The 24,758-nt window shown below is 39.8% G+C and carries 20 protein-coding genes and 1 riboswitch; of the genes, 6 read left to right on the forward strand and 14 right to left on the reverse strand.

What is annotated here, in order from left to right; genetic code table 11:
* Window positions 1–13: 13 nt before the first annotated feature.
* The 9 genes from ACH11B_RS19530 to ACH11B_RS19570 form a co-directional block, all read right to left on the reverse strand.
* Window positions 14–1,450: a COG3014 family protein gene (locus ACH11B_RS19530; RefSeq protein ID WP_377608954.1), complete on the reverse strand. Its 1,437-nt coding sequence runs from the start codon at window positions 1,448–1,450 to the stop codon at window positions 14–16.
* 21 nt (window positions 1,451–1,471) lie between these two features.
* Window positions 1,472–2,065 (reverse strand): penicillin-binding protein activator LpoB, encoded by a 594-nt coding sequence (locus ACH11B_RS19535; protein ID WP_013666902.1) that lies wholly within the window; start codon window positions 2,063–2,065, stop codon window positions 1,472–1,474.
* Window positions 2,066–2,095: 30 nt separating this feature from the next.
* A complete protein-coding gene (locus ACH11B_RS19540) occupies window positions 2,096–2,473 on the reverse strand; it encodes a hypothetical protein (protein WP_377608952.1) in 378 nt (125 codons plus the stop codon).
* Window positions 2,474–2,652: 179 nt separating this feature from the next.
* Window positions 2,653–3,774, reverse strand: coding sequence for a YncE family protein (locus ACH11B_RS19545; RefSeq protein ID WP_130856011.1), 1,122 nt, complete (start codon window positions 3,772–3,774; stop codon window positions 2,653–2,655).
* 2 nt (window positions 3,775–3,776) lie between these two features.
* Entirely contained in the window at window positions 3,777–5,798 is a 2,022-nt protein-coding gene (locus ACH11B_RS19550) for a TonB-dependent receptor plug domain-containing protein (protein ID WP_377608950.1), read from the reverse strand.
* A 6-nt stretch (window positions 5,799–5,804) separates the two neighbouring features.
* Window positions 5,805–6,665, reverse strand: coding sequence for a cell surface protein (locus ACH11B_RS19555; protein WP_130856009.1), 861 nt, complete (start codon window positions 6,663–6,665; stop codon window positions 5,805–5,807).
* A 101-nt stretch (window positions 6,666–6,766) separates the two neighbouring features.
* A riboswitch (cobalamin riboswitch) is annotated at window positions 6,767–6,957 on the reverse strand.
* A 66-nt stretch (window positions 6,958–7,023) separates the two neighbouring features.
* Window positions 7,024–8,271 (reverse strand): glutamate-5-semialdehyde dehydrogenase, encoded by a 1,248-nt coding sequence (locus tag ACH11B_RS19560; RefSeq protein ID WP_377608948.1) that lies wholly within the window; start codon window positions 8,269–8,271, stop codon window positions 7,024–7,026.
* Window positions 8,272–8,336: 65 nt separating this feature from the next.
* Window positions 8,337–9,419, reverse strand: coding sequence for a glutamate 5-kinase (gene proB / locus ACH11B_RS19565; RefSeq protein ID WP_130856007.1), 1,083 nt, complete (start codon window positions 9,417–9,419; stop codon window positions 8,337–8,339).
* A 167-nt stretch (window positions 9,420–9,586) separates the two neighbouring features.
* A complete protein-coding gene (locus tag ACH11B_RS19570; RefSeq protein WP_130856006.1) occupies window positions 9,587–10,432 on the reverse strand; it encodes a universal stress protein in 846 nt (281 codons plus the stop codon).
* A gap of 186 nt (window positions 10,433–10,618) precedes the next feature.
* On the opposite strand from ACH11B_RS19570, the gene ACH11B_RS19575 reads away from it, so the two are divergent.
* Complete coding sequence (locus ACH11B_RS19575) at window positions 10,619–11,161, forward strand: TetR/AcrR family transcriptional regulator (protein WP_013666910.1); 543 nt, start codon at window positions 10,619–10,621, stop codon at window positions 11,159–11,161.
* Window positions 11,162–11,423: 262 nt separating this feature from the next.
* Here ACH11B_RS19575 and ACH11B_RS19580 read toward each other — a convergent pair whose 3' ends face one another.
* Window positions 11,424–11,777, reverse strand: a complete 354-nt coding sequence (locus tag ACH11B_RS19580) for a hypothetical protein (RefSeq protein WP_377608946.1) — start codon at window positions 11,775–11,777, stop codon at window positions 11,424–11,426.
* A gap of 244 nt (window positions 11,778–12,021) precedes the next feature.
* On the opposite strand from ACH11B_RS19580, the gene ACH11B_RS19585 reads away from it, so the two are divergent.
* The 3 genes from ACH11B_RS19585 to ACH11B_RS19595 are packed head-to-tail and all read left to right on the forward strand — an operon-like array spanning window position 12,022 to window position 14,760.
* The gene (locus ACH11B_RS19585; RefSeq protein ID WP_377608944.1) at window positions 12,022–13,344 is read left to right on the forward strand and encodes a M23 family metallopeptidase; all 1,323 of its coding nucleotides are present in this window, start codon (window positions 12,022–12,024) and stop codon (window positions 13,342–13,344) included.
* Window positions 13,345–13,375: 31 nt separating this feature from the next.
* Complete coding sequence (locus ACH11B_RS19590) at window positions 13,376–14,035, forward strand: TatD family hydrolase (RefSeq protein ID WP_130856003.1); 660 nt, start codon at window positions 13,376–13,378, stop codon at window positions 14,033–14,035.
* Window positions 14,036–14,040: 5 nt separating this feature from the next.
* Window positions 14,041–14,760: a ThiF family adenylyltransferase gene (locus ACH11B_RS19595; protein ID WP_013666914.1), complete on the forward strand. Its 720-nt coding sequence runs from the start codon at window positions 14,041–14,043 to the stop codon at window positions 14,758–14,760.
* 263 nt (window positions 14,761–15,023) lie between these two features.
* Here ACH11B_RS19595 and ACH11B_RS19600 read toward each other — a convergent pair whose 3' ends face one another.
* Window positions 15,024–15,545 carry a hypothetical protein gene (locus ACH11B_RS19600; protein ID WP_377608942.1) on the reverse strand — a complete coding sequence of 174 codons (522 nt, stop codon included), beginning with the start codon at window positions 15,543–15,545 and terminating at the stop codon, window positions 15,024–15,026.
* Between the two features lie 101 nt (window positions 15,546–15,646).
* Here ACH11B_RS19600 and ACH11B_RS19605 point away from each other — a divergent pair, with 101 nt between their 5' ends.
* Both ACH11B_RS19605 and ACH11B_RS19610 read left to right on the forward strand, forming a co-directional pair.
* On the forward strand, window positions 15,647–16,258 hold the full coding sequence (locus ACH11B_RS19605; protein ID WP_013666916.1) for a winged helix-turn-helix transcriptional regulator: 612 nt from the start codon (window positions 15,647–15,649) through the stop codon (window positions 16,256–16,258).
* 9 nt (window positions 16,259–16,267) lie between these two features.
* Window positions 16,268–16,978: a DUF3307 domain-containing protein gene (locus ACH11B_RS19610; protein ID WP_377608940.1), complete on the forward strand. Its 711-nt coding sequence runs from the start codon at window positions 16,268–16,270 to the stop codon at window positions 16,976–16,978.
* 105 nt (window positions 16,979–17,083) lie between these two features.
* On the opposite strand, the gene ACH11B_RS19615 is transcribed toward ACH11B_RS19610, so the two are convergent.
* Genes ACH11B_RS19615 through ACH11B_RS19625 form a run of 3 tightly spaced genes read right to left on the reverse strand, consistent with a single transcriptional unit; the run spans window position 17,084 to window position 24,713 of the window.
* Window positions 17,084–19,039, reverse strand: coding sequence for a heavy metal translocating P-type ATPase (locus ACH11B_RS19615; protein WP_377608938.1), 1,956 nt, complete (start codon window positions 19,037–19,039; stop codon window positions 17,084–17,086).
* A 52-nt stretch (window positions 19,040–19,091) separates the two neighbouring features.
* Window positions 19,092–20,303 carry an efflux RND transporter periplasmic adaptor subunit gene (locus tag ACH11B_RS19620; protein ID WP_377608936.1) on the reverse strand — a complete coding sequence of 404 codons (1,212 nt, stop codon included), beginning with the start codon at window positions 20,301–20,303 and terminating at the stop codon, window positions 19,092–19,094.
* A 30-nt stretch (window positions 20,304–20,333) separates the two neighbouring features.
* Window positions 20,334–24,713 carry a CusA/CzcA family heavy metal efflux RND transporter gene (locus tag ACH11B_RS19625; protein ID WP_377608934.1) on the reverse strand — a complete coding sequence of 1,460 codons (4,380 nt, stop codon included), beginning with the start codon at window positions 24,711–24,713 and terminating at the stop codon, window positions 20,334–20,336.
* Window positions 24,714–24,758 lie beyond the last annotated feature (45 nt).

The raw sequence follows: 24,758 nt of genomic DNA on the forward strand, positions 1-24,758 counted from the left end.
TTGATTCAGCTAATTAACGTAGCGTTGGATAGCTTAAAAACTGCAAGTTGCCGTTGCCCTTTACAGTAAGGGTATCGGTATGGGAATTGCCGTCTTTGCTCTTCAGTTGGAGGGCGATTTTGTTTTCTCCTAATTTTAGTGGAACCCTGGTGTAAAGTATTTGGTTCGGGAGGGATTGCCAATTTCGTGTGTCAGCTTTTTCAGAAAGTAGACTGTATAATTGAACGCCGAAACCTAATCCTTCCAGTAATGCATTGTCTTTTCCGTTTTTTCCGGAACCTTTTGCGCTTTCCTTTAATGCGTACTCGGCACCTTTTTTTACGGCTAAACGGGTAAGTGTTTTTCCCATTTCTTTGCCAAAACGTTGTTTTAATGTTTCTACAGCTAATGCGTTGATATCTTCCGCTTTTTCAAAATAAAAATGGTTACTGTCAACGTTAATCGAAGCGTCCGTAAAATAAGCTGGTTTTGAGACATATTTAGGAAAGGCCACCCGCACACTATGTACATCGTTCAAACTGGTACTGTTATTACGGTACACATCATGATCAATTGGAATAAGAATCGTTCCCGCTGCATTGGTAAATACAAAATCACCATTACTTCCTTTAACCAAAGAAAACACTAAATCCTCTTGTTGCTTAATGGGTGCCAAGCCGTTTTCCCAGAATAAGACGAGTTCTCCTCCCGCACCTGCTTGGTAATGTTTGTAAGGCATATTGAAAATTTTCTCAAAACGTTGAAGCTCCGATTCGAAACCATTAAGGTAGGCCATTCGCATTACATCATATTTTAAACCGGTTGGGATGGGGGTATCGTAATAGATCGTGTCCTTTTGTTTAAGATACACTTCTACCGCATTTCGATAAGCGATAAAGGCATTATTAACATCCCGGTCACGTTCATAAATAAGCCCTTGTAACATAAGGGAGAAAGCGTCCTGAGAATATCTATTGGCCTTATCGTTGTATTTATCTGCTTGCGCCTGCGTTTGTAAACTAATGCGTCTGGCCTCTACAATGGCTTCCTCAGTATTATTCAGGTATATATAATTGAGTGCCTTGTAATAATGAATCATAAACTTTTCAAAGTCTTCGCCCTTATAGTTTTGCGTCATTGGATTTACCAGTGTTCCAACTATCGCATCTCGGGTGTTCCCTAAACCGATTTCCAGCAACCTGTCTGCTTCGTTAAAATAACGGTTACTAGCCTCGTAATTGCCATTTAATTGACTAACACGGCCAAGTTCCATTAAGTACAGCAATTTGTTACGGGGTTTCTTTAATAAAGAGTTCCTTTCGAGATCTTTTTCTGCTGCCAGGTAATCACCTTCTGCGATTTTTTTGTAGTATGATGCGACTCGCTCGTTATAACTTGCACAGCCATAAACAAATACCATCAAAAATAAACCCATTAATGATATTGGTATTTGTTTAGAATATTTCTTCATACTGCAACGATGATTCAACTACTAGTTTTTAACGTATTTAGCAATTTTTTTATCTCCAATCCAGACAACTTCATTTGTTTGGATATCGGTCAATTCCAAATCTACCTGATAATAAACAACTTTTTGCCTTTTATGTGAATCGACTATAGAGTTGATCGAGCCTTGAAGTATATAGTCAGCACCATTTTCCAATCCAAACTTCTTCATGGTAGAAAGCGAAGCGTTTTCCTGCTGATCGGCCTTTTCTGCTCTTAGCTCTTCGCGCTTCTTCCCTCCCTGAACTAAGCGTACCCGTTGTGTTTGTATAAAAGCTCTTTCTACATCTTTTACAAAGGTTTCAGCATCAATATGCTCATGGCTTTTATTTTGCATCATACCTACAATTACTACTGGTTTTTTCCCGGCATGCTTTTCTAGATGATCAGCTAACCAATCCGCTCCAAGAATCGTTTTTGTCATTTCGTCAGCTACCATCCTCGAATCCGTATTATTCCAATTTCCGCTGATATCTATGGTTTCTTCGGGACTTACACGAGTGACTTGGCGTGCACAGGAAAATATAGTGAAAGAAGCAGCCGTTATAGCGGCGGAAAATAAAAAGTGCTTAAGTTTCATTTTAATTTTTTATTTTTTAAGTTAAAAGTGTTAATACCAAAAGCCTCTGGTGTTGAATCCTAAACCCACATATGGCGACCAACCCCAATTGTTATAGCCGTAATAACCAAATCCAATGGAAGGATAATACCAATCATTATAGTAGGGATTGGCCATTCGCTCTAAATGCCTTCTTTCTCGTCGTAAGGCTCTTCGCTCTTCTCTTGCCTGGTACCAATCATACGCCTTGTAAGTTTGTTGAATGGTCGCTCCCTGGTAATGAAGTAACGAATCACTTAGCCTCGCATAGCGTTGAAGACTTCTATTGAAGTTTGGGTTTTGATCTGCCGATTCTATTTCCTGAGCGTTTGCTACTGCAAATGACAAGAATGTCATGCAAAGTAGCTGAAATATACCCTTCTTGTTCATAACAAAGAAAATTTAATGTAAGCAAAGCTATTAAATTAAGATAGATGTTTATTAATAAACTTTTACTTACGAGCAATAATTTTGTGTTTCTGCTAATTTTGACAATATTTAAACACAAAGGATTAATCCACCTCTGATTTTTCACCCCAAAGTACTTGCTATCGCAGTGATACGATCGATTAATTCCCCAAAAAAGCCATATGGGCGGGGATATCACCTGTTTCAAAAGACCTTAATAATCTACCTGTTGCGTTGAACTCATACAATGTTCCTGGACTAACATAGTTTTTTGCGTCCGTTAGATAAACGTTTTTAGTATTAGCATCAACGGCGATGCCATACGGGATGGTGATGCGGCCGGCTATGTCAGTATCTATATAAGGAAAACCGTTATTCAAGTCGTTAATCAAAAATGAATTAAAAAGAATCGTGTTCTTTTGTGCGTCGCTATCCCATTCGGTAGCATAGGTATATATTTTTTCGTCGTCAATCCAAAAATTACTTACGGGTTTATCCAATTGTTCTATTATACGATCCGTGTAAGGATCGATGAAAAAAAGATTAGAGTGCTTGCCTTTATAATCTCCCCTGGACGTTACGTAGATTTTGCCGTGTTGATCTACTTTTACTTGTTGTAGGTTTATGGCAACATCAATTCTCTTTAGCTCTTTGAAGGTTGGCAGATCAATAACGGACAACGTTCGCTCATAGGTATTCGGATTGTATCCGCCTGAATTGGCGACATAAAGCTTGTTGTTAGAAACAGCAAGCCCTTCCGGTTGCCGACCTACTGAAACTTCTCTCAAAATGTTTAGCGACATGGTATCGATTTCAACTACCGTTCCGTTCGGAGAATTAGGGCTTAAGGATATGGATGCGTTATACGAGCTGACATAGACTTTCCCCTGTGCGGCTGTTATATAGCGGCAGTTAATAAGATCAATCGACTTAATACGTTTGGCAGTAAACGCATCTAGCACTTCTATTTTATTGGATGCGTTTACAGCTATGTATAGTTTGCCTCCGTACAGTTGTATATCATTACCGACATCGCCCAAACCCAAGACAACGGATGGATTAGCTCGCTGATATACATTTCTCTCATAGGTTCCGGTAGTGAAATCATAAAAGTCGAGAGACGCTTTGTTCATCGACATATTACCCTCGTTCAGTAAATATAGGCCCCTACTAAAACGAAAGGTTTCCTCTGCTGAAGGGATTGTATCCTTTCTGCAAGTACTCAAAAGCCCAAAACCGAGTATCGCAATGAAAATATAAAATATTGTAACTGTATTGCGCATGCTTAATATTTAAATGATATTCTTATACGGAAATTTCTTCCCGGCATAGGGAAATTTTTAACAACCTCGTAGGGTTGATTGAGAAAGTTATTCATTTCCAGCATCAAATTCAGCTTTACCTTTCCTGTAAAGGTAAGATCCTCTTTTCCGATTGAAATGTCATGTGTGTACCAAGGTTGCAAGTAATTGTCTGTACGATTAGCTGCCTGACTGTACCGCTCACCGGTATAAAGAAAGCTATAATTTAAACGAAAGCTTCGATAGTCCATTTGTACTATTAATGAACCGCTATGCTTCGGGATATACGGAATCTGCTGTCCGCGATTAAAGGCTTGGTGATTTTCCTGATTTTCTGTCATATCCAATGCCTCTTCGAACGTATAATTCAATCCCATGGTAATATTGGCCTTTTTAAAGGGCTGATAAACCACTTTTGCCAGGACATCGACACCCTTTGTTTCTACGCGATCTAAGTTATACATTATCCAACGGAATTGATTATTGGCCGGGGAGGCAATTATTTTGTCGTTAATCGTGTTATAGTATACATCTGCCTGTATACTGAAATATTTCAGTGCCTTTGCCAAAGACTTCCCATAAGTTGCACCTACATTGAATTGGTTGGCATTTTCGGGCCTCAATGAAGTGTTTCCAATATCAGTATAATATAGGTCATTGAAGGTAGGCATTCGGAAAATGTTCTTATAAAACGCCCTTATTCGGAAATCCTGATAAGTAAAGGGCTGCCAGGATATAGAAAAAGTGGGGCTCAGCCTGCGTTTAACTCCTGCGCCCGCATCATGTTTTGCATGATCTTGTACCAAGGTTGCCAACAAACTCGATTGAAAGGTAACCCGATCTACTTTATATTGCGACGCTAATGCTAAGAGCGTAGTATATCGCGTAGGATAGGCAAAATCGTCTAAGTTCGCGTTTAATTTATTCCATTGCCAGTCCGCACTTAATGACAGGCCCCATTGTCGGGTCACTTTATATTGATTAGCGAACGATAAAAAGATTTCCTGTTGCCTGAAATTATTCTCCAGCGGTCCTTCGATCTTAATGATATTGGGGTTTAAATAATACGTATAATCATTTGCGTATTTAGCATTTACCAAAAACGAATACCGGTTGAGTTCTTTTCGATAGGAACTTTGAAAAAAAATATTGCGATCTTTTTGACGCTGTCCTTTCTCCGGACTTGTGGGTTTTAATCGATTGGCAATAATTGCGTCGGGAAGTCCCCTATCAGATGAATAGATGTATACATGATTACGCCAATCACCGGATAACCATTTTCCATTGATGATTGATTCTGCTCTAAAAGCTTTGATATCGGCGTTTTCTCGGTAAGCCACGGTATCATAGTTTGGGTCTTGCAATCGGAATTTATATTTTCCGCTCGCCTGAGTATATTCGGTGCTGATAGTAGCATTTAAATTTTCGTTGATTTTTCTTTCAACTAATAAAGAAGGATTGATTAGGTCAAAAGAGCCATGCTTTAAACCTGCGGTTAGATTATAATCTTTGCCTTCTTTAAATTGAGGTGTTTTACTTTGTAAATACATATAAGAAGCCGAGGCAAAACTTTTGGCCGGTTGTAGTAAAGCTTGGCGGTCGCCATTGTAAAGGCTAATTTGTTCTATGTTTTCAAGCGAATATTTTCCGAGGTCAACTTGTCCGTTTTGCATATTGCCTACAGCAATACCATCTAAGAGTACTTGTGTATGACTGGACCCCATGCTTCTGACATTGATAGTTTTTAGTCCCCCCACTCCTCCATAGTCCTTTAGCTGGACTCCGGAAAGGAAGCGTGTGGCATCTGCTACCGATAAACTATTTAATCCTTTCAGTTCGTTAGAAGTTAAAATCTGGACAGGAACCGCCGATTGAATGGTGAGGTTGTTTTTTGTGCCATAAATGGAAACGGTGTCCATTTTGTTTGTTTGCGCACTTACATTTCGCGTAAGAAAAAGCGTAAAAAGGACAAGCCAAAAAGAAGGGTATAGTGAATAATTATTCAAGTGTTATCAAGGGATATTAAGATCTTCTACAGCCGTTATTTCAGTGGATAGCTCCCCTAGCCTTCCAAGATCTGCCAAAATACCGGTTTGTATCTTGATAAAATTAATAGAAGGAAGATTTACCTTTACCCCTTTTTCGTCTATTGCATCGGCGATGTCTATCTCATCTCCATTATACCTATTGTCTGCATAGCCATAAACAAATGGCGCGCTCGTAATAAAGTCGGGGTTTGTTTGATCAATATTAGTGCTAGGGAGTAAAGAGCCCTGCAATGAATAGGAGTCCTGATCAATCCAACTCGGGAAATAGAGTTGGCGATGTGTATTATTCCTTTTTATTTTTCCTTCATTTCCTGAGCTATCTTTCCACAGAATATCGGAAGTATCTGTAGCAGGCTTAAAATAAGTAACCATATAATCACGCACGTATCCAGGTTTCCCAAATTCACTTCCTTGGATTTCATACCAAGTATCATCCGGAATCCCATTACCGTTTTCGTCTCTCATGAGCCAGACAACTCCCGGTTCTGCAAAGTTGTCCATGGAATTACCATAAACGGCGATATCTGCTTTATCAGGTACGTTAATCACCGGGTGGTCGAACCCCAGAACAATGTATCCCCCAAAAGCGCCCAAAGAAACGATTCCTTGATTGCCTCTCAGAATGCTTCGCGCGCCGTTTTCATTATCTAATGATTGACTGATAAATTGTCCGGGTGCCGGTTGGTAGTCAAAGAGTTCTGTTACATATTTGATCGGCCCGGTATCAGTTGGTTCGGTATCGCTCTTTGAGCAGGCCTGTGTTAAGCATGCGGTACAAAGGCCGAAAAAAAGAGTTCTTTTACGTATAACGATTCGTTTTAACATAGCTTGATCCGTTAAGGTAGTAAAAGAAGCGGCAGAATAACTCCTTGTTTATAAGTATAATACAGGGTAAAGTTTAATCTGATGCTTCAATCCACGAAAGCCTAGATTTTTTATTATTCGGCAGGTATTCTGACTTGTTCTCAATTGTTTCGCCTTCCCATACATCCTGTACAGTGGCCAATGAAACATAGTTTAATGAACTTACAGCTGCGGGACAGTTTTGGATTTGCACCAAATTCCCTTTTTCATTTCAATCTAATCTAGATTGAAAACCAAATAACAGGACAAACTTAGATAAAATGCACGACATTGCGAATAGCTACGACGACTAATCAGTATTTTGATAGCTAATCTTAAGCTATTCTCTTATTTGCCCATCGCCCCTAACTATCCACTTGTAAGAGGTCAGTTCCTCCAAGCCCATGGGGCCTCTCGCGTGCAACTTTTGGGTGCTGATACCTATTTCAGCACCTAGACCGAACTGAGCACCGTCTGTAAATGCGGTAGAAACATTTGCATATACCGCGGCAGCATCCACGGTATGTAAAAATCGAGCGATTGTTTCAGGGTTTTCAGCGATAATGGCTTCGCTATGTTTAGAGCTGTATTGCGCTATATGTGTAAGTGCATCGTCAATGTCTTTTACCACTTTTATGGCCAGTTTAAGCGAAAGGAATTCGGTTCCGAAATGGCTTTCTTCCGCTTGACGAAGTAAATGTTGAGGGTAATGACTTTCAAGCTGTCTGTAACTTTCTTCGTCGGCGAAGAGCTCAACTTCTTTATGTGATAAAGGCTCCGTTAGTAAAGCTAAATCAGCTAATCGTTCTTTATGTACAAGCAGGCAGTCAAGCGAATTACAAACACTGACACGGCGAGTTTTGGCATTATGAATAATAGCTTTTCCTTTTTCCACGTCCGCAGATACATCAAAATAAGTGTGGACAATGCCTGCGCCTGTCTCAATAACGGGGATCTTACTCGCGGTACGCACATAGTTTATTAACTGCTGGCTACCACGAGGAATAAGTACGTCTACATAACCCACAGCTTGTAGTAAAGCCTCTGTTGCTTCGCGTTCGGCAGGCAATAAAGTTACTACCTTTGGCGATATATTGTGCCTCTCAAGCACAGTTTGTATGATTTTAACAATAGCCGTATTAGAAAATGCTGCGTCGCTGCCCCCTTTTAATAGCGTCACATTGCCTGTTTTAAAGCAGAGAGCGAATACATCAAGCGTTACATTTGGACGAGCTTCGTAAATGACGCTTATAACACCCAGTGGAACCCTTACTTTTTCAATATGAAGCTTATTAGGAAGCGTGCGACTTTCAAGGATGCCCCCAATTGGATTTTTAAGATGAGCAACATGCTCTATATCGGATGCGATTGTTGATATTCGGTGTTCACTTAACAGCAATCGGTCATATTTCGGATCATCAGTCGGCATCCTATTAAGGTCCTTCTGGTTTTCTTCCAATAAAAAAGAAGTCTTATTTCTAATCTCATTCGCAAGATCAGTCAGTATTACGTCGATCGTTTCATTTGATAGACGCAGCATTTCTTGTTGTGCGTCTTTCGCATGCTGAAAGTATTGCAAGTAATTCATCGTTTATAGTATTTTGTCTTGCCTTTGTAGGTTACCGCTAAAATGGGTAACTGATAAAAATTAAACTAATAAACAGAGTACAGGTAATCGTAATGAACAAGTGGTTTTTGATTTTTTACACCCATCCGTTCACGCGCTTTGTCGGCACCATATTGAGCAATTCCCCAGCCAATAGTTTGCTGGTGTTCGTCGAGTATCTTGATAACATCACCTTTCTTGAATTCACCGGATACAGCAGTTATGCCAATAGGCAAAAGGCTGCTAACTTTACCGGAAGTCAGTACCTCTTTGGCGCCGGTGTTCAGTTGAACCGTACCCGATGCGGCGCCTTCCGCATGTGCAATCCATTTCTTCCGTTCGGATTTGTGTTTTTCCGGTAAAAAATGTGTATGCACCAAATCTTCAAATAATAGATCTTTTAACACATTGTCGCGTTTGCCGTTTGCAATATGTACCGCAATTCCCAGTTTTGCAACTTTACCCGCAATAGAGGCTTTTGTAATCATGCCACCTCTCCCAAAAGTAGACTTCTCGGCTTTGATAATAGCGGAAAAATTATATTCATTTTGTTTAACCTTTTCTATAATATGCGTATCGGGAAGTTTGGGGTCACCATTATATATCCCATCTATATTAGATAGTATAATCAGCGCATTTGCGTTTAACATAGATGCGATTAGGCCTGCTAATTCATCATTATCCGTAAACATCAGCTCCGTTACCGAAATCACATCGTTTTCATTAACGATGGGAATTACATCATTCTGTAATAGAGAATGGAAACAGTTTTTCATGTTTAAGTAATGTACCCGATCACGAAAATCTTCCTTTGTAACCAAAACTTGCGCGCATAGCATCTCGTGTTCGTTAAACAGTTGCGAGTAGGTGTTGATAAGTTTTACCTGTCCGATGGAAGATAATACCTGTCTTATAGCAACGGCATGTTTAGCTTCTTTTACCGAGGGAAGTAAGCTTCTGCCTGATGCAACAGCACCGGACGACACGACGATCAATTCAATACCCTTTTTCTTTAAATAGACTAATTGTTCGACGAGATGCTGAATACGGGAATAATCCGGTAACCCATTTTCTTTTGTTAGCACATTCGACCCTATCTTGACAATAATCCTCTTGTAGCTAAATGCCATTTTTTTAAGCTGAATTTTATTGGAACCAATAAGCGGTGCTTAGTGGTTTCCAAATTAACATCTTTTTATCGCAATAGGCAAAAAAATGACAATAAAATATTCAGAAGGCTTATCCTTTGTTATTATTTGAATTACACTGCCTTAATATTTGCCAGCTCTATACAAGGCTACGTTTTATTTATAACAAGCATCGGTACAACCGCATGAAAGGCTAAATCTTCTGCTAAGTCGGACAGAAACAACTTGTGAAAGAAGGACCTGTGTCTTTTTGTAAATAAGACTAAAATGGAAGGTTTCATGCGCACCAGCTGATCTCTTAGGTTTTTTAACAGCGTATGAACCGGATTCGTTTTCTCAAAATGGAACGTAATGCCATAGTTGTATTTTTTTTCAACTTCCTGTTGATTATACTTGTCCGGTATAAGAGCCAGATCCGGAACAAAATGTAGTACTTCAATAGGGGTTTTAAGTGCGGAAGAAAAATTAACAACCCTTTCAATCTCCGCATCAAAATCTTGCAGATCTGATGCATATACGATCTTGGTAAAAGGTTGAATTGCATAGTCTAGCGGTACAACAATTACGGGGACATCAGATTTCGTTACCAAATTGCCGGTATTTGTTCCGAAAAGCCGGTCTATCTTGTCCGCTCCCTTCGTGCTCATGCATATATAATCGATACCCGAAGTTTTTGCGCAGTAATTTAACAAGGCACTGTCTGCTCTAACGCCTCTGATTACTTCTACAGAAAAGCGCTTTGGCTGGATTCCCATTTCGTTATATATACCTAAAACGAACTCCTCTAGTTTTACCTGATATGCTGACTGTTCCTTATCCTCAGTGAGAGAAGTTTGAACAACAGGATCTTCCTTGACAGCGAATACTTTGGCTAAATGATTCACATATATAAACTGTAAATGAATTTCAGCGTCCGTTTGATTTGCCAAATGTATGGCAAAATGAATACCGGCAAGGGAATTAATGGAAAAATCAGTTGGCACTAAAATTTTCATAATCTTTATTTTTTAAGTTAACTAAAGCAACTTTACGTTAAAGTTACCGCTAATTTTTCAATATTTTAATGACTTAGATCACCTTCCCTTTTTAAACACTTGTTGAAATCGATGCGATCGGATAAATATTTGCAAAGAATAATATCTTTGCAAATAATCTGAACATGCAAGCATTAGAATTGCTCTATGAAGAAACAGGGAGCCAATAGAAGAGAAAAAATAATGGAAGCTGCACTTCTGCTGTTTTCAGTTAAAGGCTATGCAGACACATCGACTAAATTGATTGCCAAAGAAGCCAATGTTTCAGAGGCGCTTATATTTAAACATTTTGAGAATAAAGATAAATTGTTATTCCACCTTATTAAATCGGGTTATCGCAGGGTACTAGTCCAGAATAAGGGAATGTTAACCTATCATGATCCCAAATCTTTTTTGCGTTATATGATTGACCTTCCCAAAAAATTAGTAAGTGAAGAGCCACTTTTCTGGAAATTGCAAGAAAGGCTTTCTCATCATGAATTTTCGAAGCAACAGCATATATTATTTATGAAACCTGTTGATACGGTTGTTAATAAAGCGTTTACCGAGTTGGGAATGGAGAATCCCGCACTTGAAACGCAATTTCTTTTATTGTTGATTGATACACTGTGGAAAAAAGAAGCTACCGGGGATATGGAGAACATAGATGAAATTGCGAGACTGATAAAGATGAAGTATGGCTTGGAGTGAAACAATTGTTTTACCGAAGGTGAGTGTTTACTTACTTAATTTTCAAATATTTTTTTGGTTTTACGTTTTAAACGTTACATTTGTTCAACTAATCAATTATAAAACTAAGATTTTTTACATAGAGCATCCGTGAGTTTTACAAAACCCTTGCAAAACTCACGTTTTTCTTTATCCTCGAGATGGCTCGCTCACGGGCGAAAAGTCTCTTACTTCTCCCCCGTGTTAATATTAAAAACGAATTGCTAAATATATTATTGTTTAACTAAACGTATTTTCCTTCATAATCACGATCGTCTGCCTGGTCTTTTTCTAATGCAAATGATTTTATTTGAGGTTTAATGGGGTTCAAATGAGTACCTTCTTGTTTCTCCTCTTCTTTGGTTTCTACATTTCCTACGGCTCGTACGGAATCTAAATGTTGAAAAAGCTCTTTCAGTGCTTTGCAAATGTTTCTTAAATATTTTTCATTCGTAGAACAGAGATCACTATCGGTGAGATCTCCAATGTCTTGAAAGTGAAGTGTCGTAATTTTTCCATTGCTAATAACGGCATGGAATTCGTTGGTATCCGGAAAATCCCATTTAAGCTGATGTATGGTAGTAGTTGTAATCTCCATGGTGATATGGGTTAATGGTTAATGAAATATTGCATTTTAAATTTTCCCGAGATGGTTTTAATCACGTAATAGTTACCAATATGTATACCACTTTTCCGTACCTGAAGAAGAGTAAATCAGTCTATCCATAATATTTCAGCGTATTACACAATAAAATTGTTCTTTTTTTGTTATTCTAATACATTATTTAGATTTTAGTACACAAATTTTGATACATAACAGTAAATCGCCCAAACCCGACTATATGAAATTCAATAAGTATACCATTAAGATCCTGGTAGTTTTAATACTTGTTTTAGGATCAGGTATTGTATTCTTTTCTGGATTCGAAATAAATAGAACATCAGAAGAATCACCCACCAAAGCAGTAAATGCCCAAGAGAAGATTCCGGTTCCACTTCCAAAGCAATTCAATCTAGCCGTCGATTCCTTCGATGTTCATAATAATAAGGTTGAGAGAAATCAATTCCTGTCCAATATTCTATCGGCTTATCAGGTTGACCCTGTTACGATCAGCAAACTTGCTGATAAATCAAGAGCTATATTCAATGTACGTAAAATTTCAGCCGGAAATCCATATACGATCTTTACGTATAAAAATAACCCACAAAAAGCAGCCTACTTTATTTATCAACCGAATCCGATAGATTATATTGTATATGATCTCCGGGATACGTTAAATGTGTATGCTGGTAAGAAGGATGTTGCTGTCAGGTTGGAAACCGTGGCGAGTGATATCAATCATTCGCTTTATGAAGCGCTGCAGCGGAACGGTGCAGATCCACAACTAGCTATCAAGTTAGCGGAAATTTATGGATGGGCGATCGATTTTTATGCGATTGGTGAGAATGATTGGTTTAAAATCCAATATGAAAGGCGATATGTAGATGATCGGCCTGTAGATGCAGGTCATATTGTGTCTGCGGTGTTTTCACATAAAGGGAAAGAATTGTCGGCATTTTATTTTCAGACAGACAGTACAACTAAAGGAGAGTATTATGATGAAGAAGGTAATAGCGTAAGAAGGGCTTTTTTGAAAGCCCCCCTGAAATTTAGCCGGATAACCTCGCGGTATACAAAGCGGCGGTTGCACCCTGTACAGAAAATTTGGAAGGCGCATTTGGGAACCGATTATGCTGCTCCGAGAGGCACACCCATCATTGCTACCGGTAATGGTGTGGTTACCGAGTCGGCCTTCTCTAAATTCAATGGTAATTATGTGAAAATAAAACATAATGGAACTTACACTACGCAGTATTTACACATGAGCAAACGGGCGGTTCGTTCCGGTCAACGTGTTCGACAAGGTCAAGTTATCGGCTACGTGGGAAGCACGGGATTGGCTACCGGTCCACATGTCTGCTACCGTTTTTGGAAGAATGGAAAACAAGTGGATGCACTAAAGCAAAACTTTAGAGAAACCACGCCCCTTCCCTCTAAATTTCTATCGGCTTTCAAGGCTGTCGTAGCAAGAGAGCAAGAGGTTCTCGCTTCGCTCAACGTAGTTGCAGGAGATGCATTAGCGTCTTCCACTGAGCTAACTGATCGTGAGGAAAAAGCGCTGTAAAAATAAAAATCATTTTGTTTAGGTAAATCTTTTGCGAAAGTTTATAAACATTCATACCCATAATAAACAAACAGAAGGGGTTGTAAGTGTTATTAATCTTGGAGATAACTACAACCGATGTCTTGATTTCAATCCGTGTTCGATTGGTATCCATCCTTGGTTTGTGACCGATACCTCTTTTAAAGGTCAACTGGATGAGCTAGCAAACTATGCTGCACATGAAACGGTTTTCGCAATCGGTGAATGTGGTTTGGATAAACGGTGCGAGACCGAATGGCTTCTTCAGGAAAAGGCTTTCTTTGAACAAATAAAGCTTGCGAATCGGATTGATAAACCCCTACTAATTCATTGCGTAAAGGCTTTTGGCGAAGTTGTTCAGTGCCTGCAAAAAGTTAACAGCAAAGTGCCTGTCATTTTTCATGGTTTTAACAGGGGCATAACTGTTGCTCGTACTTTGATAGAGAAAGGATATTATTTGTCATTTGGCCGTTCTCTAATTAGAGATCAACATCTTGAATCGCTAAAAGCATGTCCGCTCACTCAACTCTTTCTGGAAACAGATGATGCCGAATTAGAAATAGAAACGGTTTACAACAAAGCATCGGTAGTGCTAGGTATGCCGGTTGAGGCATTGGCCGTACAACTTCACGAGAACTATGCCCGTGTTAAAAAGACAAAATTTAATATATAAAATACATGCAAGAAACAGCTTGGTTGTCGAGAACGGAAGTTCTGATAGGTAAGGAAAATTTGAATAAATTAATTAATAGCCATGTAATGGTACTGGGCTTAGGTGGTGTCGGTTCGTTTGCCGCCGAATTTTTATGTAGAGGAGGTGTAGGAGAAATGACCATAATCGACGGCGATGTGGTGGATCCGAGCAATAGAAATAGACAACTACCCGCATTAGCAACAACGCATGGGCAATCAAAAGCGACATTAATGGCTGAACGCTTGTACGCCATTAACCCCGAATTGAAATTGCATGTCATCAACGATTTTATGAGCCCTGAACGCATCGAATCCCTAATTAATATGAATCCGGATTATGCGGTAGATGCTATAGATAGTATAACACCCAAACTTTCTTTTATTAGGCAAGCCTATGCAAAACGAATCCGTTTTGTCAGTTCAATGGGAGCCGGTGGTAAAGTAGATCCCACCAAATTGGAAGTGGTTGATATTTCACAGACTTACAATTGTCCATTGGCGCAACATATTCGTAAAAAACTTAAGAAACACAAAATTTACAAAGGGGTTAAAGTCGTTTTTTCTTCTGAGCTTCCTGATAAGAACTCACTGATCTATACAGATGGAAGTAACTATAAAAAATCTGCTTACGGCACGATGTCTTACATACCGGCAACATTTGGAGCGGCGGCTGCCTCAGCTGTTATAAGAGATTTAATAAAATAGTTTTTTTCTTGTTTCTTTATAAGTAAAAAGGCCTCCAGGGAGATTGGAGGCCTTTGTTATTATTAAAAAAAGCGGCCGGATGGCCTAGACATAGGATTGCAAATATACTGAGAAAGTCTAGAAGTGTTTCATAATTCTATTGTTTTTTTCATATTTATAAAATGTTGTCTTCTGATATGCCCTTTGTCGCCATTCTTTTTTAATTCTATTGATCTTTTGTTTAACAATATCTTAATAGTTAATAATTGTAGCTAATCCGGTAATCATTGCACAGTCCAACCATCCTTGGTTAGGCTCAGTTTAGCTTCATGCTTTTTTATTTGGCTATAGTCTTTCTTATCTAACTTTGAAAAGGGATTAACATTTATATACTTGGTTGTAAAGGTAACAAGGGCGGTTTTTTGTTGTTCGCTGACTTGTACCGACACAACCGAATCAAGTACCTCCTCTGCGATTTTTACCTTCTGGACAGAGCTTAACTGCCCTTTATCGGGAGGCAATAAGAGCTCACTTGCTTTGTCAGTAAAACGAATAATAGCCTTTTGATTCTCTCCTGTTTTATGATTGCGTTCTGCCTGTACCAATCCATCTTTTTCCAAACCGGCATCTAACACTCGACGTCCGTCTTCGGCATCTTTCGTATAAATTTGATAGCTCTGAATCTGCGGATATTTTCTATGCTGCTCAATGAGCTTGTACGCCTCTTCCTTTGTTAACGATATTTTATTACAGGCGCATACTATAAGTGCTGCAGAAAATAAAAATAAGATTTTGAAAGTCTTCATTTTATATAGTTTTATCATGTAAAAATATAGGTTTTAACGATTTTTATAGATTATTTAGCCGATATTTTTTAATATCGGATTTTTGTCCGATATTGCTGCTTATGATAGCGGTACTAACAGGAGATATAATCAATTCAAGAAAGGCGAAATCTGCGAGAGAATGGAATGATCTGTTAAAGGAAAGTCTTTCCAAGGTGACTGAAAGTGATACAGACTGGGAAATCTTTAGAGGCGATAGTTTTCAGCTGGAACTATCAAATCCAGTAAATGCCTTGCATAGCGCTTTGTACTTAAAAGCGAGCTTAAAGACCGTAAAGGACTTAGACGCTCGAATATCAATAGGTGTTGGAGCGAAAAGCTTTACAGGAGAGCGTGTCACCGAATCATATGGTGACGCCTACCTTTTCTCGGGCGAACAATTTGAATTACTTAAAAAAAATAAACAAACTTTGGCCATTCGAACCGGGAACAATACTTTTAATGAAGATTTCAATTTGTTTTTCAGGCTTGCCCTTACCTTCATCGACAATTGGACACCAAATTCGGCTATGTTGGTACAAACGGTTTTTGATCATCCGACCTTATCACAAAAGGAATTGGGTGAAATTTTGGGAATAAGCCAGTCGTCGGTAAGTGAACGGTTTAATCGTGCTTATCTTGCGGAAATTAGGGATCTCATTGAATTGTTTGAAAAAAGACTGAAATCAATTTAATAACTTATAATGGAGCTGTTTTTAAGGTTGTTATTGGCCCACTTGATAGGCGACTTCTTTATACAAAGTGATAAAGGCGTAAAGTCAAAAGAACATAAGAAAGTAAAATCCCCTTACCTCTACTACCATTGTTTGCTTCATATCGGTTTGGCATGGTTAATGGCTTGGGATATCCAATTTTGGCCTTATGCTGTTTTCATTGGATTGACACATTATTTAATCGATTTGGCGAAACTATATTTTCAACAAAAGAAATGGCAGGTGGAGGCGCTAATTGTTGACCAGATCTTTCATGTTTCAATTATTGCTGCGGCCGTTATAATGGCTGAAAGTGTGGAGATACCCTCTTTGGACAAGCTGTTCGATGCGGAAAAACTGGTCCTATACCTTTCCCTGCTATTTCTCACAAAACCATGTTCAATACTTATTAAAACGGCTATTTCTAAATGGACACCTCAAGAGGACGGAAGGGTTGACAGTTCATTGCAGAATGCGGGGAAGTGGATTGGTTATTTGGAGCGATTATTGATTTTTGTCTTCATTATCGTAGGAAAGTTCGACGCGGTTGGTTTTTTATTGGCCGCTAAATCAATTTTCAGATTTGGCGACTTGAAGCAAGGTGATGACAGAAGACTGACTGAATATGTGTTAATAGGTACATTACTAAGCTTTGGTATTGCTGTCGTGGTTGGCTTGTTTTATTACGGTTGGTTTGGATAAGAGGAACGTCTAGGCGTATTGCTTCATTATCATCCCGATTCTAGCGTTTCAAATCATTCCATTCAATGCGCGACGAAAATGCAACTTATAGACGTTCCCCCTGTTTTAATTTTTATAAGCCAATAATCTCAACGCATTAAGAACGACCACCAAGGTAGAGCCTTCATGAGCGAAAATAGCCGGGCCAATGGAGGCAAGCTCGAACATAGTTAGCGGAATGAGAAGCACGACTACTCCTAAGCTTATCCACAAATTCTGACGAATAATTGCTTTCGACTTACGGCTTAGGCCGATCGCAAAAGGCAGGTTTTCTAACTTGTCCGCCATCAAGGCTATATCTGCTGTCTCCAGTGCAACGTCCGAACCCGCCGCTCCCATTGCGATTCCAACCGTACTTTTTACCATGGCGGGGGCATCGTTCACCCCGTCGCCCACCATGGCTACCTTGCCTTCTTTGTCTGTGAGTTGTTTAACGGCTCTTACCTTATCTTCAGGCATTAAATCACCGAACGCGTCCGTTAATCCGATCTCCTTTGCAATAGAATTTGCAACCTGTTGATTATCGCCCGTTAACATGATCATTCGTCGAATGCCAAGCTTTCGGAGCGCTGTGAGTGTTTCTTTTGCGCCTACTCGGGGTTTGTCCATTACAGAAATAATTCCGAGAAAATCTTTTCCTTTTTTAACTAACATCACCGTTTTTCCTCCTGCTTCTAATGTCTCCACTTGTTCTTTATAATCTTGTGGAAGATTCCCGTCATCACTTGAGAAAAGAGCCTTATTCCCTATCAAAACTAAGCTGTTGTCGATCGTACCTTTCACGCCTTTACCCGTAACACTTTCTATATCGATAGCCTCACTTATCCTATTAGGTTCAACGATTTCATTAATGCCGTTAACGATTGCCTGAGCTAAAGGGTGATCGCTTTGCTGTTCGACAGCTAGAACTGTGGAATAAAATTCTTGCTTATCAACTCCGTCGAATATGATTAGTTCAGCTAACTTTGGCTTGCCTTCTGTCAAAGTCCCTGTTTTATCGAAAGCTACGGCATCTAATATACCCAAATCTTCAAGTGGCCTACCTCCTTTGATCAAAACTCCTCCTTTAGCTGCACGGGCTACACCACTTAATACAGCACTCGGTGTAGAAATAGCTAAGGCGCATGGGCTCGCCGCTACCAAAACTGATATGGCCCGATAAAAACTTTCGTTGAATGTTTCATCAACAATTAAAAACGCGAAACATAGTAGGATCACTAATAAAAGAACGGCCGGAACAAAATATCGCTGAAATTTATCGGTCAATAATTGGGTAGGCGACTTTTGTTCTTCTACTTCATTAACCATATGTATTAATCGTGCAATGGTCGAATCTTTCGCCTCTTTTATTACCTGGACCTCTAGCACTCGGTTTCCGTTGATAGTGCCCGCAAACACCCGGTTTTTTTGATCTATCTTCTTAACTTTGGAATAATCTCTCGTAGGGTCATCAATGGCCATTTTATCTACCGGAATACTTTCACCTGTAATTGGTGCCTGGTTAACAGTCCCCTCACCTCTTACGACAACCCCGTCTGCCGGAACTTTGCTATTCGGTTTTATACGTATAGTATCCCCTAATTGCAATTCTTCTATTTTGATCTCCACTTCCTTGCCTGCTTGCAGTAACAGGGCGGTCGGCGGGGCTAAATCCGTCAATGCTTGTATCGATTTACGTGCTTTACCGAGTGCATAGTGTTCTAAAGCATGACCAAGACTGAATAGAAAAAGTAACAGGCCGCCTTCTGACCATTTTCCTAATATAGCTGCTCCAACTGCTGCGGCAAACATGAGAAAATCAATCTCGAAAGCTCCTTTCGCTATGGTTTTGATTGCTTCTTTTAATGTGAAAAACCCGCCGAAAAAATAGGCCAAAATAGAGGCTGCCAATGCCATGAATGTTTCGTTGTTTATTGATAGTAAATAGCCGATGCCCAAAGCGAGCCCCGAAAGCAGCGCAAATACGAGCTCCATATTGGAAAAAAAACCGGTATTGTGCTGCTCTTTATGCTGTTCTTTCATAATAATAAAATTAATAAATAAAAAAATTAGATGCCCTTGTTCATAATCATTGTTAATGACCATGCTGATTGCCGCCGTCCATTTTGGCTTGAATGAATACCGCGCCGGATGTGGCGACTTTAACACTGTCAGGTAATACATCGATTGGGATAATTTCGGTGTAGCCGAGCGAGCTTGCACCCTTTTTTATTCGAATACGTTTGAAGAGATATTCTTTTTCTTTGTCTGTGTTGATCTTTTCTTCGTTAACGTAAAATATATAACTGTTACCCTCTTTCTGAGCAATTCCGTCATTAGCAATCGCGTTAACCGTGGTATTTCCGATGCTTAGTATCGCATTTACACCCATTCCGTCTATGAACCCATCCCGATTGCCTACTATTCGTGCATGCACCGCAACCGCTTTATTTTCTCCTTCGAAAGAACTTCCTACTTTATCGACAATTGCTTTGCCCTCTTTGTTGGGATTATTTGAAAGGCTGAATGTGATTTCCTGCCCTATTTTTACTTTCTCCAAATCTTTCTCATAAACATACAGATCGAGATCTACTTCCTCATTATTAACAATGCGTGCAATAATCATCCCTGCATCAGCACTGGCACCAAGCCCCATTTCAACACTGGCAACAGTGCCGGCCATTGGAGCTGTTACCGATAGGCTTTCTCTTATGTTTTCTACGCTTAGTTTCGGGGCATCTATGCCGGCCAAACTTAGCTGTTTCCGGATAGATGCGAGTCGGATTTGTTGTTGGGCAAGCTGCGCTTTTATGTTTTGGTAATTCTTTAATGCACCGGCATTTCCTCTCATGAGTTCCTCTTGTCTATTTAATTCGATCTTTGTAAGCTCGATGCTGTTTTTTAATGTCAGATACTCCTCTTGCAATACGATAATTTCCGGATTAAGCAGCGTAGCGATTAGTTGTCCTTTCTTTACAACAGAGCCGGGAGAAATATATAAGGATTGTATTTTTCCTCCATATAACGACGATATGGAGGCTTTATCTTGATTGTGTACCCGAACAAAACCCACAGCTTGCAAGCCGTTTTTTAGATCCTTTTTTTCAATATAACCTAAGGTAGCATCGATGGCCTTGAGTTGATCTTCGCGAATACTGAGCAGGCCGAACGTTTTAGCCTCTTTTGCGGTGTTTTCTGCCGTTTCGGTGCGGAAAGAATTGGTTGATGCTTTATTTGAGCGATTTGACTGACAGGATAAATTCAACAGGATGGCACAAACGCATCCCCATAATTTTATTCTTTTCATTTTTTGTTTTTTTGAGCTATGCTGGTATGGTTATTTCCCTGTTAGATAATTTATAGTGGCTACCACCTGATTATACCGATTAAGTGTTTCAAGGTATTGGAGGTGGGTATTAAAAGCTTGTTCTATACTTTGTGTATAAGCTACGTAGTCAATCTCACCTTTTCTATATCCTAATCTCGAAGAGGCGATCAATTCGTCCGCTTCTTGCAGTCCACTATCTTCATAAAATATAAGGGCAGCCTGTAACGGTCGGTAATAACTTAATTGTTGCATAAAAGTCGTTTTTAAATTATTGAAGGTCTGCTCATATGCGTATTCAGCAGCTTTGGTTGCCAGTAGAGAAGCTTTTACTTTCGCTTTTTGTGCGGCTAAATTAAATAGAGGTACTGCGACCCCTAGAGAAACACCAGCTATTTTAGTTCTTTGTCCGTATGATTTGTTTATTCCTTCCGGATTCCATCCCTGAAGAATGAGTTGCTGTTGATAGCCAACAGTGATATCCGGTAAAAAAGCCGATTTCTGTACCTTGACCGATTCTTCCGCTACGCGGATTTGTTGATTAGCAAAAGATAGCAGCGGGTTGTTTTTAAGTGCGACACTATCTGTTGTTGATAAAATACTTAATTTATAATCTTCTTGCTCTTTTATATCGTATGGTTCGGATACATTAAGTAAACGCATCAACTCCTGCAAAGCAGCTATTTTAGCAGCGCCTGCCTGTTGCTGTTGTAATTGAAGCTGTCGATAACGATTGGATGCAATCAGTAACTCGGTCTTCGAAGTTTCTCCTGTATTATAACGCAGTTCGGCGATTTTGAGAAATTCATTCAAGATGCTATCCTGTTTTGTCCGGAGCTTGAGTGATTGATTGGCATAAACGAGATTAGCAAAAGCGATACGCACGTCACGTATAAGGTCGTTCTTACTTACTGTTAGACTTGTTGCCGCTAATGTGGTTTGTTCTTCTAACAGTTGTCTTTTAGCACCGTATACCGTTGGGAAGCTGAATGTTTGACCAATACCTATGTTGTTGTCCGGACTGGCGCCTTCTAAAGGAGATTGCGCTGCCGAAATATCTATGTTGGCCGGATCAAAAGCGCTTTTTTCCAAAGCTTTCTGTCTAAGCCGATTTACATCAGCTTCTTTAAGTCCAGGATTGTTTTTCAAGGCCATGTTTATGGCTTCGTCTAAGCTAATTCTGCCTTGGATCATGTCTTGTTGATTTTGAGCGGAAACGATAAGGGAAGGTCCGGTAAGCAGTACTAGCGCTAAGGAAATCATTCGGATCAAGCGTTTAGGACTCCTAAGTTTGAAAGAGTAGAAAAGAAAATAAAGTATCGGCAAAACAAATAAGGTAAGGAGTGTCGCAGTTACTAAACCTCCTATGACAACGGTGGCCAATGGCTTCTGAACTTCAGCTCCGGAACCGGTGGATATAGCCATAGGTAGAAACCCGAGGGACGCCGCTGTTGCTGTCATCAATACAGGTCTCAGCCTGGAGAGTGATCCTTCAAGAATACGGCGTAGGATGTTTCCCTGTCCTGCTTTTTTCAACTGATTGAATGTACTAATCAATACGATACCATTCAATACGGCTACGCCGAACAAAGCAATAAAGCCGACGCCGGCTGAAATGCTAAATGGCATATCACGAAGCTTTAGAGCGATTATTCCACCTATAGCCGACATCGGGATGGCGGTAAATATTAATACGGATTCTTTCGTCGAGCGGAATGTAAAGAACAGTAAAACGAAAATTAGCAACAAAGCTAGGGGTACTGCGATGAGTAGTCTCGATTTTGCTTCTTGCAGATTCTCAAACTGACCTCCAAAGGTATAAAAGTAACCATCCGGTAATTTTACTTCTTCATCAATTTTATTTTTGATGTCGTCAACAACACTTTGGACGTCACGACCTACAGTATTGAAACCGACTACTATACGTCTTTTTGCATCGTCGCGACTAATTTGCGCGGGGCCATCTTTAAACTCGATATTTGCCAGCTGAGAAAGTGCAACTTGTTCACCATTTGAAATCGGCACGAGCAAATTACGAACATCGTCAATATTGTTTTTAACAGTACTATCTAAGCGTAAAACTAAATCAAACCGCCTTTCATTTTCATAAATTACACCGGCAATTGCACCGGCGAAAGCCGTATTTAGTGCTGTGTTTAGTGCTTTGATGGTTGTACCGTAGTTTGCAAGTTGGTCATAATTATAGGTTACTGTAATTTGCGGTAATCCACTGATGGGCTCGGGTAATACACCGGAAGCTCCGCGAACGGTGGCGATTGAAGTTGTCACCTTATCAGCATAAGTCGCAAGCGAATCTAAGTTCTCGCCAAAAATTTTGATTGCCACATCTTGCCGGATACCCGTCATTAACTCGTTAAAGCGCATTTGTATGGGCTGATTGGCTTCGATATACACGCCTGGTAGTAATTTTAACGCCGCCTCCATATCGGTAGCAAGCTGCTCATAACTACGGTCGCTTTTCCATTCTGATTGATTCTTTAGAATAACCATGAGATCGGTTGCTTCAGGTGGCATTGGATCGGTTGGAACTTCAGCAGAACCCGTTTTTCCAACCACCATTTTTACTTCATCGAAAGTTTTGAGAATTTTAGCGGCCTTCATCGACGTTTCGATACTCTGTGAAAGTGACGCACCTTGTGGAAGTACACACTGAAAAGCAAAGTCACCTTCTTTTAGTTGCGGAATGAATTCTGCTCCCATTCTTGAGAATAGGTATGCACTTCCTCCAAAAAGCAACAAGGTAAATGATAGAATCCAATAGGGTGCTCTTAATGCTTTTTTTAATAAAGGAGTATAAAACCGTTGTAATTTATACATTAAACGATCGGAAAAAGTCTTTTTTTGTATTGGTTTTTTAGAAAGAAAAAGCGCGCACATCATCGGGACATAGGTCATGGAAAGTATGAGAGCACCAATGATCGCAAAACTAACAGTCTGCGCCATTGGTTTGAACATTTTCCCTTCAATACCCGTTAATGCTAGAATAGGGATGTATACCATTAAAATAATGATTTCGCCAAAAGCAGCACTCGATCGGATTTTTACAGCTGAATCAAATACATGATCGTCCATTTCTTCTTGGTTTAATCTGAAGGCAGATTTTCGTAGGCCAAGGTGATGCATTGTGGCTTCTACGATAATAACTGCTCCGTCTACGATCAAGCCAAAATCGATAGCACCTAAACTCATCAGATTGGCACTGACACCGAAGATGTTCATCATTGAGAATGCAAAAAGCATGGAAAGTGGAATAGCAGATGCGACGATAAGGCCGGCACGAAGGTTACCGAGAAACAGGACAAGAACCAAAATAACGATCAAGGCACCTTCTATTAGGTTACTTTTGACGGTATCAATGGCGCGATTCACTAGATTTGTTCGGTCTAGATAAGGTTCGATTACAATATCTTTGGGAAGCGACTTTTGTATCGTCCGCATCTTTTCCTTAACCAGCTTTACGACCTCTGCACTATTAGAGCCCTTTAACATCATAACCACACCTCCCACTGCCTCCCTTTCTCCATTATAGGTTAAAGCGCCATATCGTATGGCGCCACCAAATTGTGGACTGGAGATATCTTTAATTAAAATTGGAACACCCTTACTATCTTTTTTGATCACAATGTTTCCAATATCGGTTAAACTCCGCGCCAAGCCGAGTGAACGGATATAATAAGCATTGGGCTTTTTATCGATATATGCCCCGCCTGTATTCTCATTATTGTTTTGTAAGGCGGTGAATACTTCGGCAATTGTAATGTTATAAGCCTGCAATCTATCCGGACGAACTGCAACTTCGTACTGCTTTAATATTCCGCCGAAGCTATTAACCTCGGCTACACCGGGAGTTCCATACAGTTGCCGCGCTACTATCCAATCTTGCATTGTTCGAAGATCAGTAGGTGAATATCGTTTTTCAGCACCTGGTCGGGGATGGATGATATATTGGTAAATTTCCCCTAAACCAGTAGTGATAGGTCCCAATTTCGGTTCGCCGATACCTGGTGGAATTTGGCTTTGAGCTTCTTTTATACGCTCGGCAATCTGTTGCCTTGCCCAATAAATATCTACTTTCTCTTTGAATACTACCGTAATCACTGAAAGACCGAAACGACTAATACTTCTTATTTCGATCATCTGCGGAATGGTGGCAACGGATAGCTCAATTGGAAAAGTAACTAATCGTTCGATTTCCTGAGCTGCCAGACTGGGAGCACTGGTAATTATTTGCACCTGATTATTGGTAATGTCAGGTAACGCATCAATAGGAAGTTTAGTTGCAGACCATACCCCCCAAACAATGAGTGCAAAGGTAAATATACCTACAATCAGCTTGTTTTTTATACAAAAAAAAATGATTTTATTCAACATAAGTTACACGTAATGTATAGCATACCGTAACGGTATCTATACAAA

The organism is Olivibacter sp. EAT-5 (genome assembly GCF_044784325.1).
Classification (GTDB): Bacteria; Bacteroidota; Bacteroidia; order Sphingobacteriales; family Sphingobacteriaceae; genus Olivibacter; species Olivibacter oleidegradans.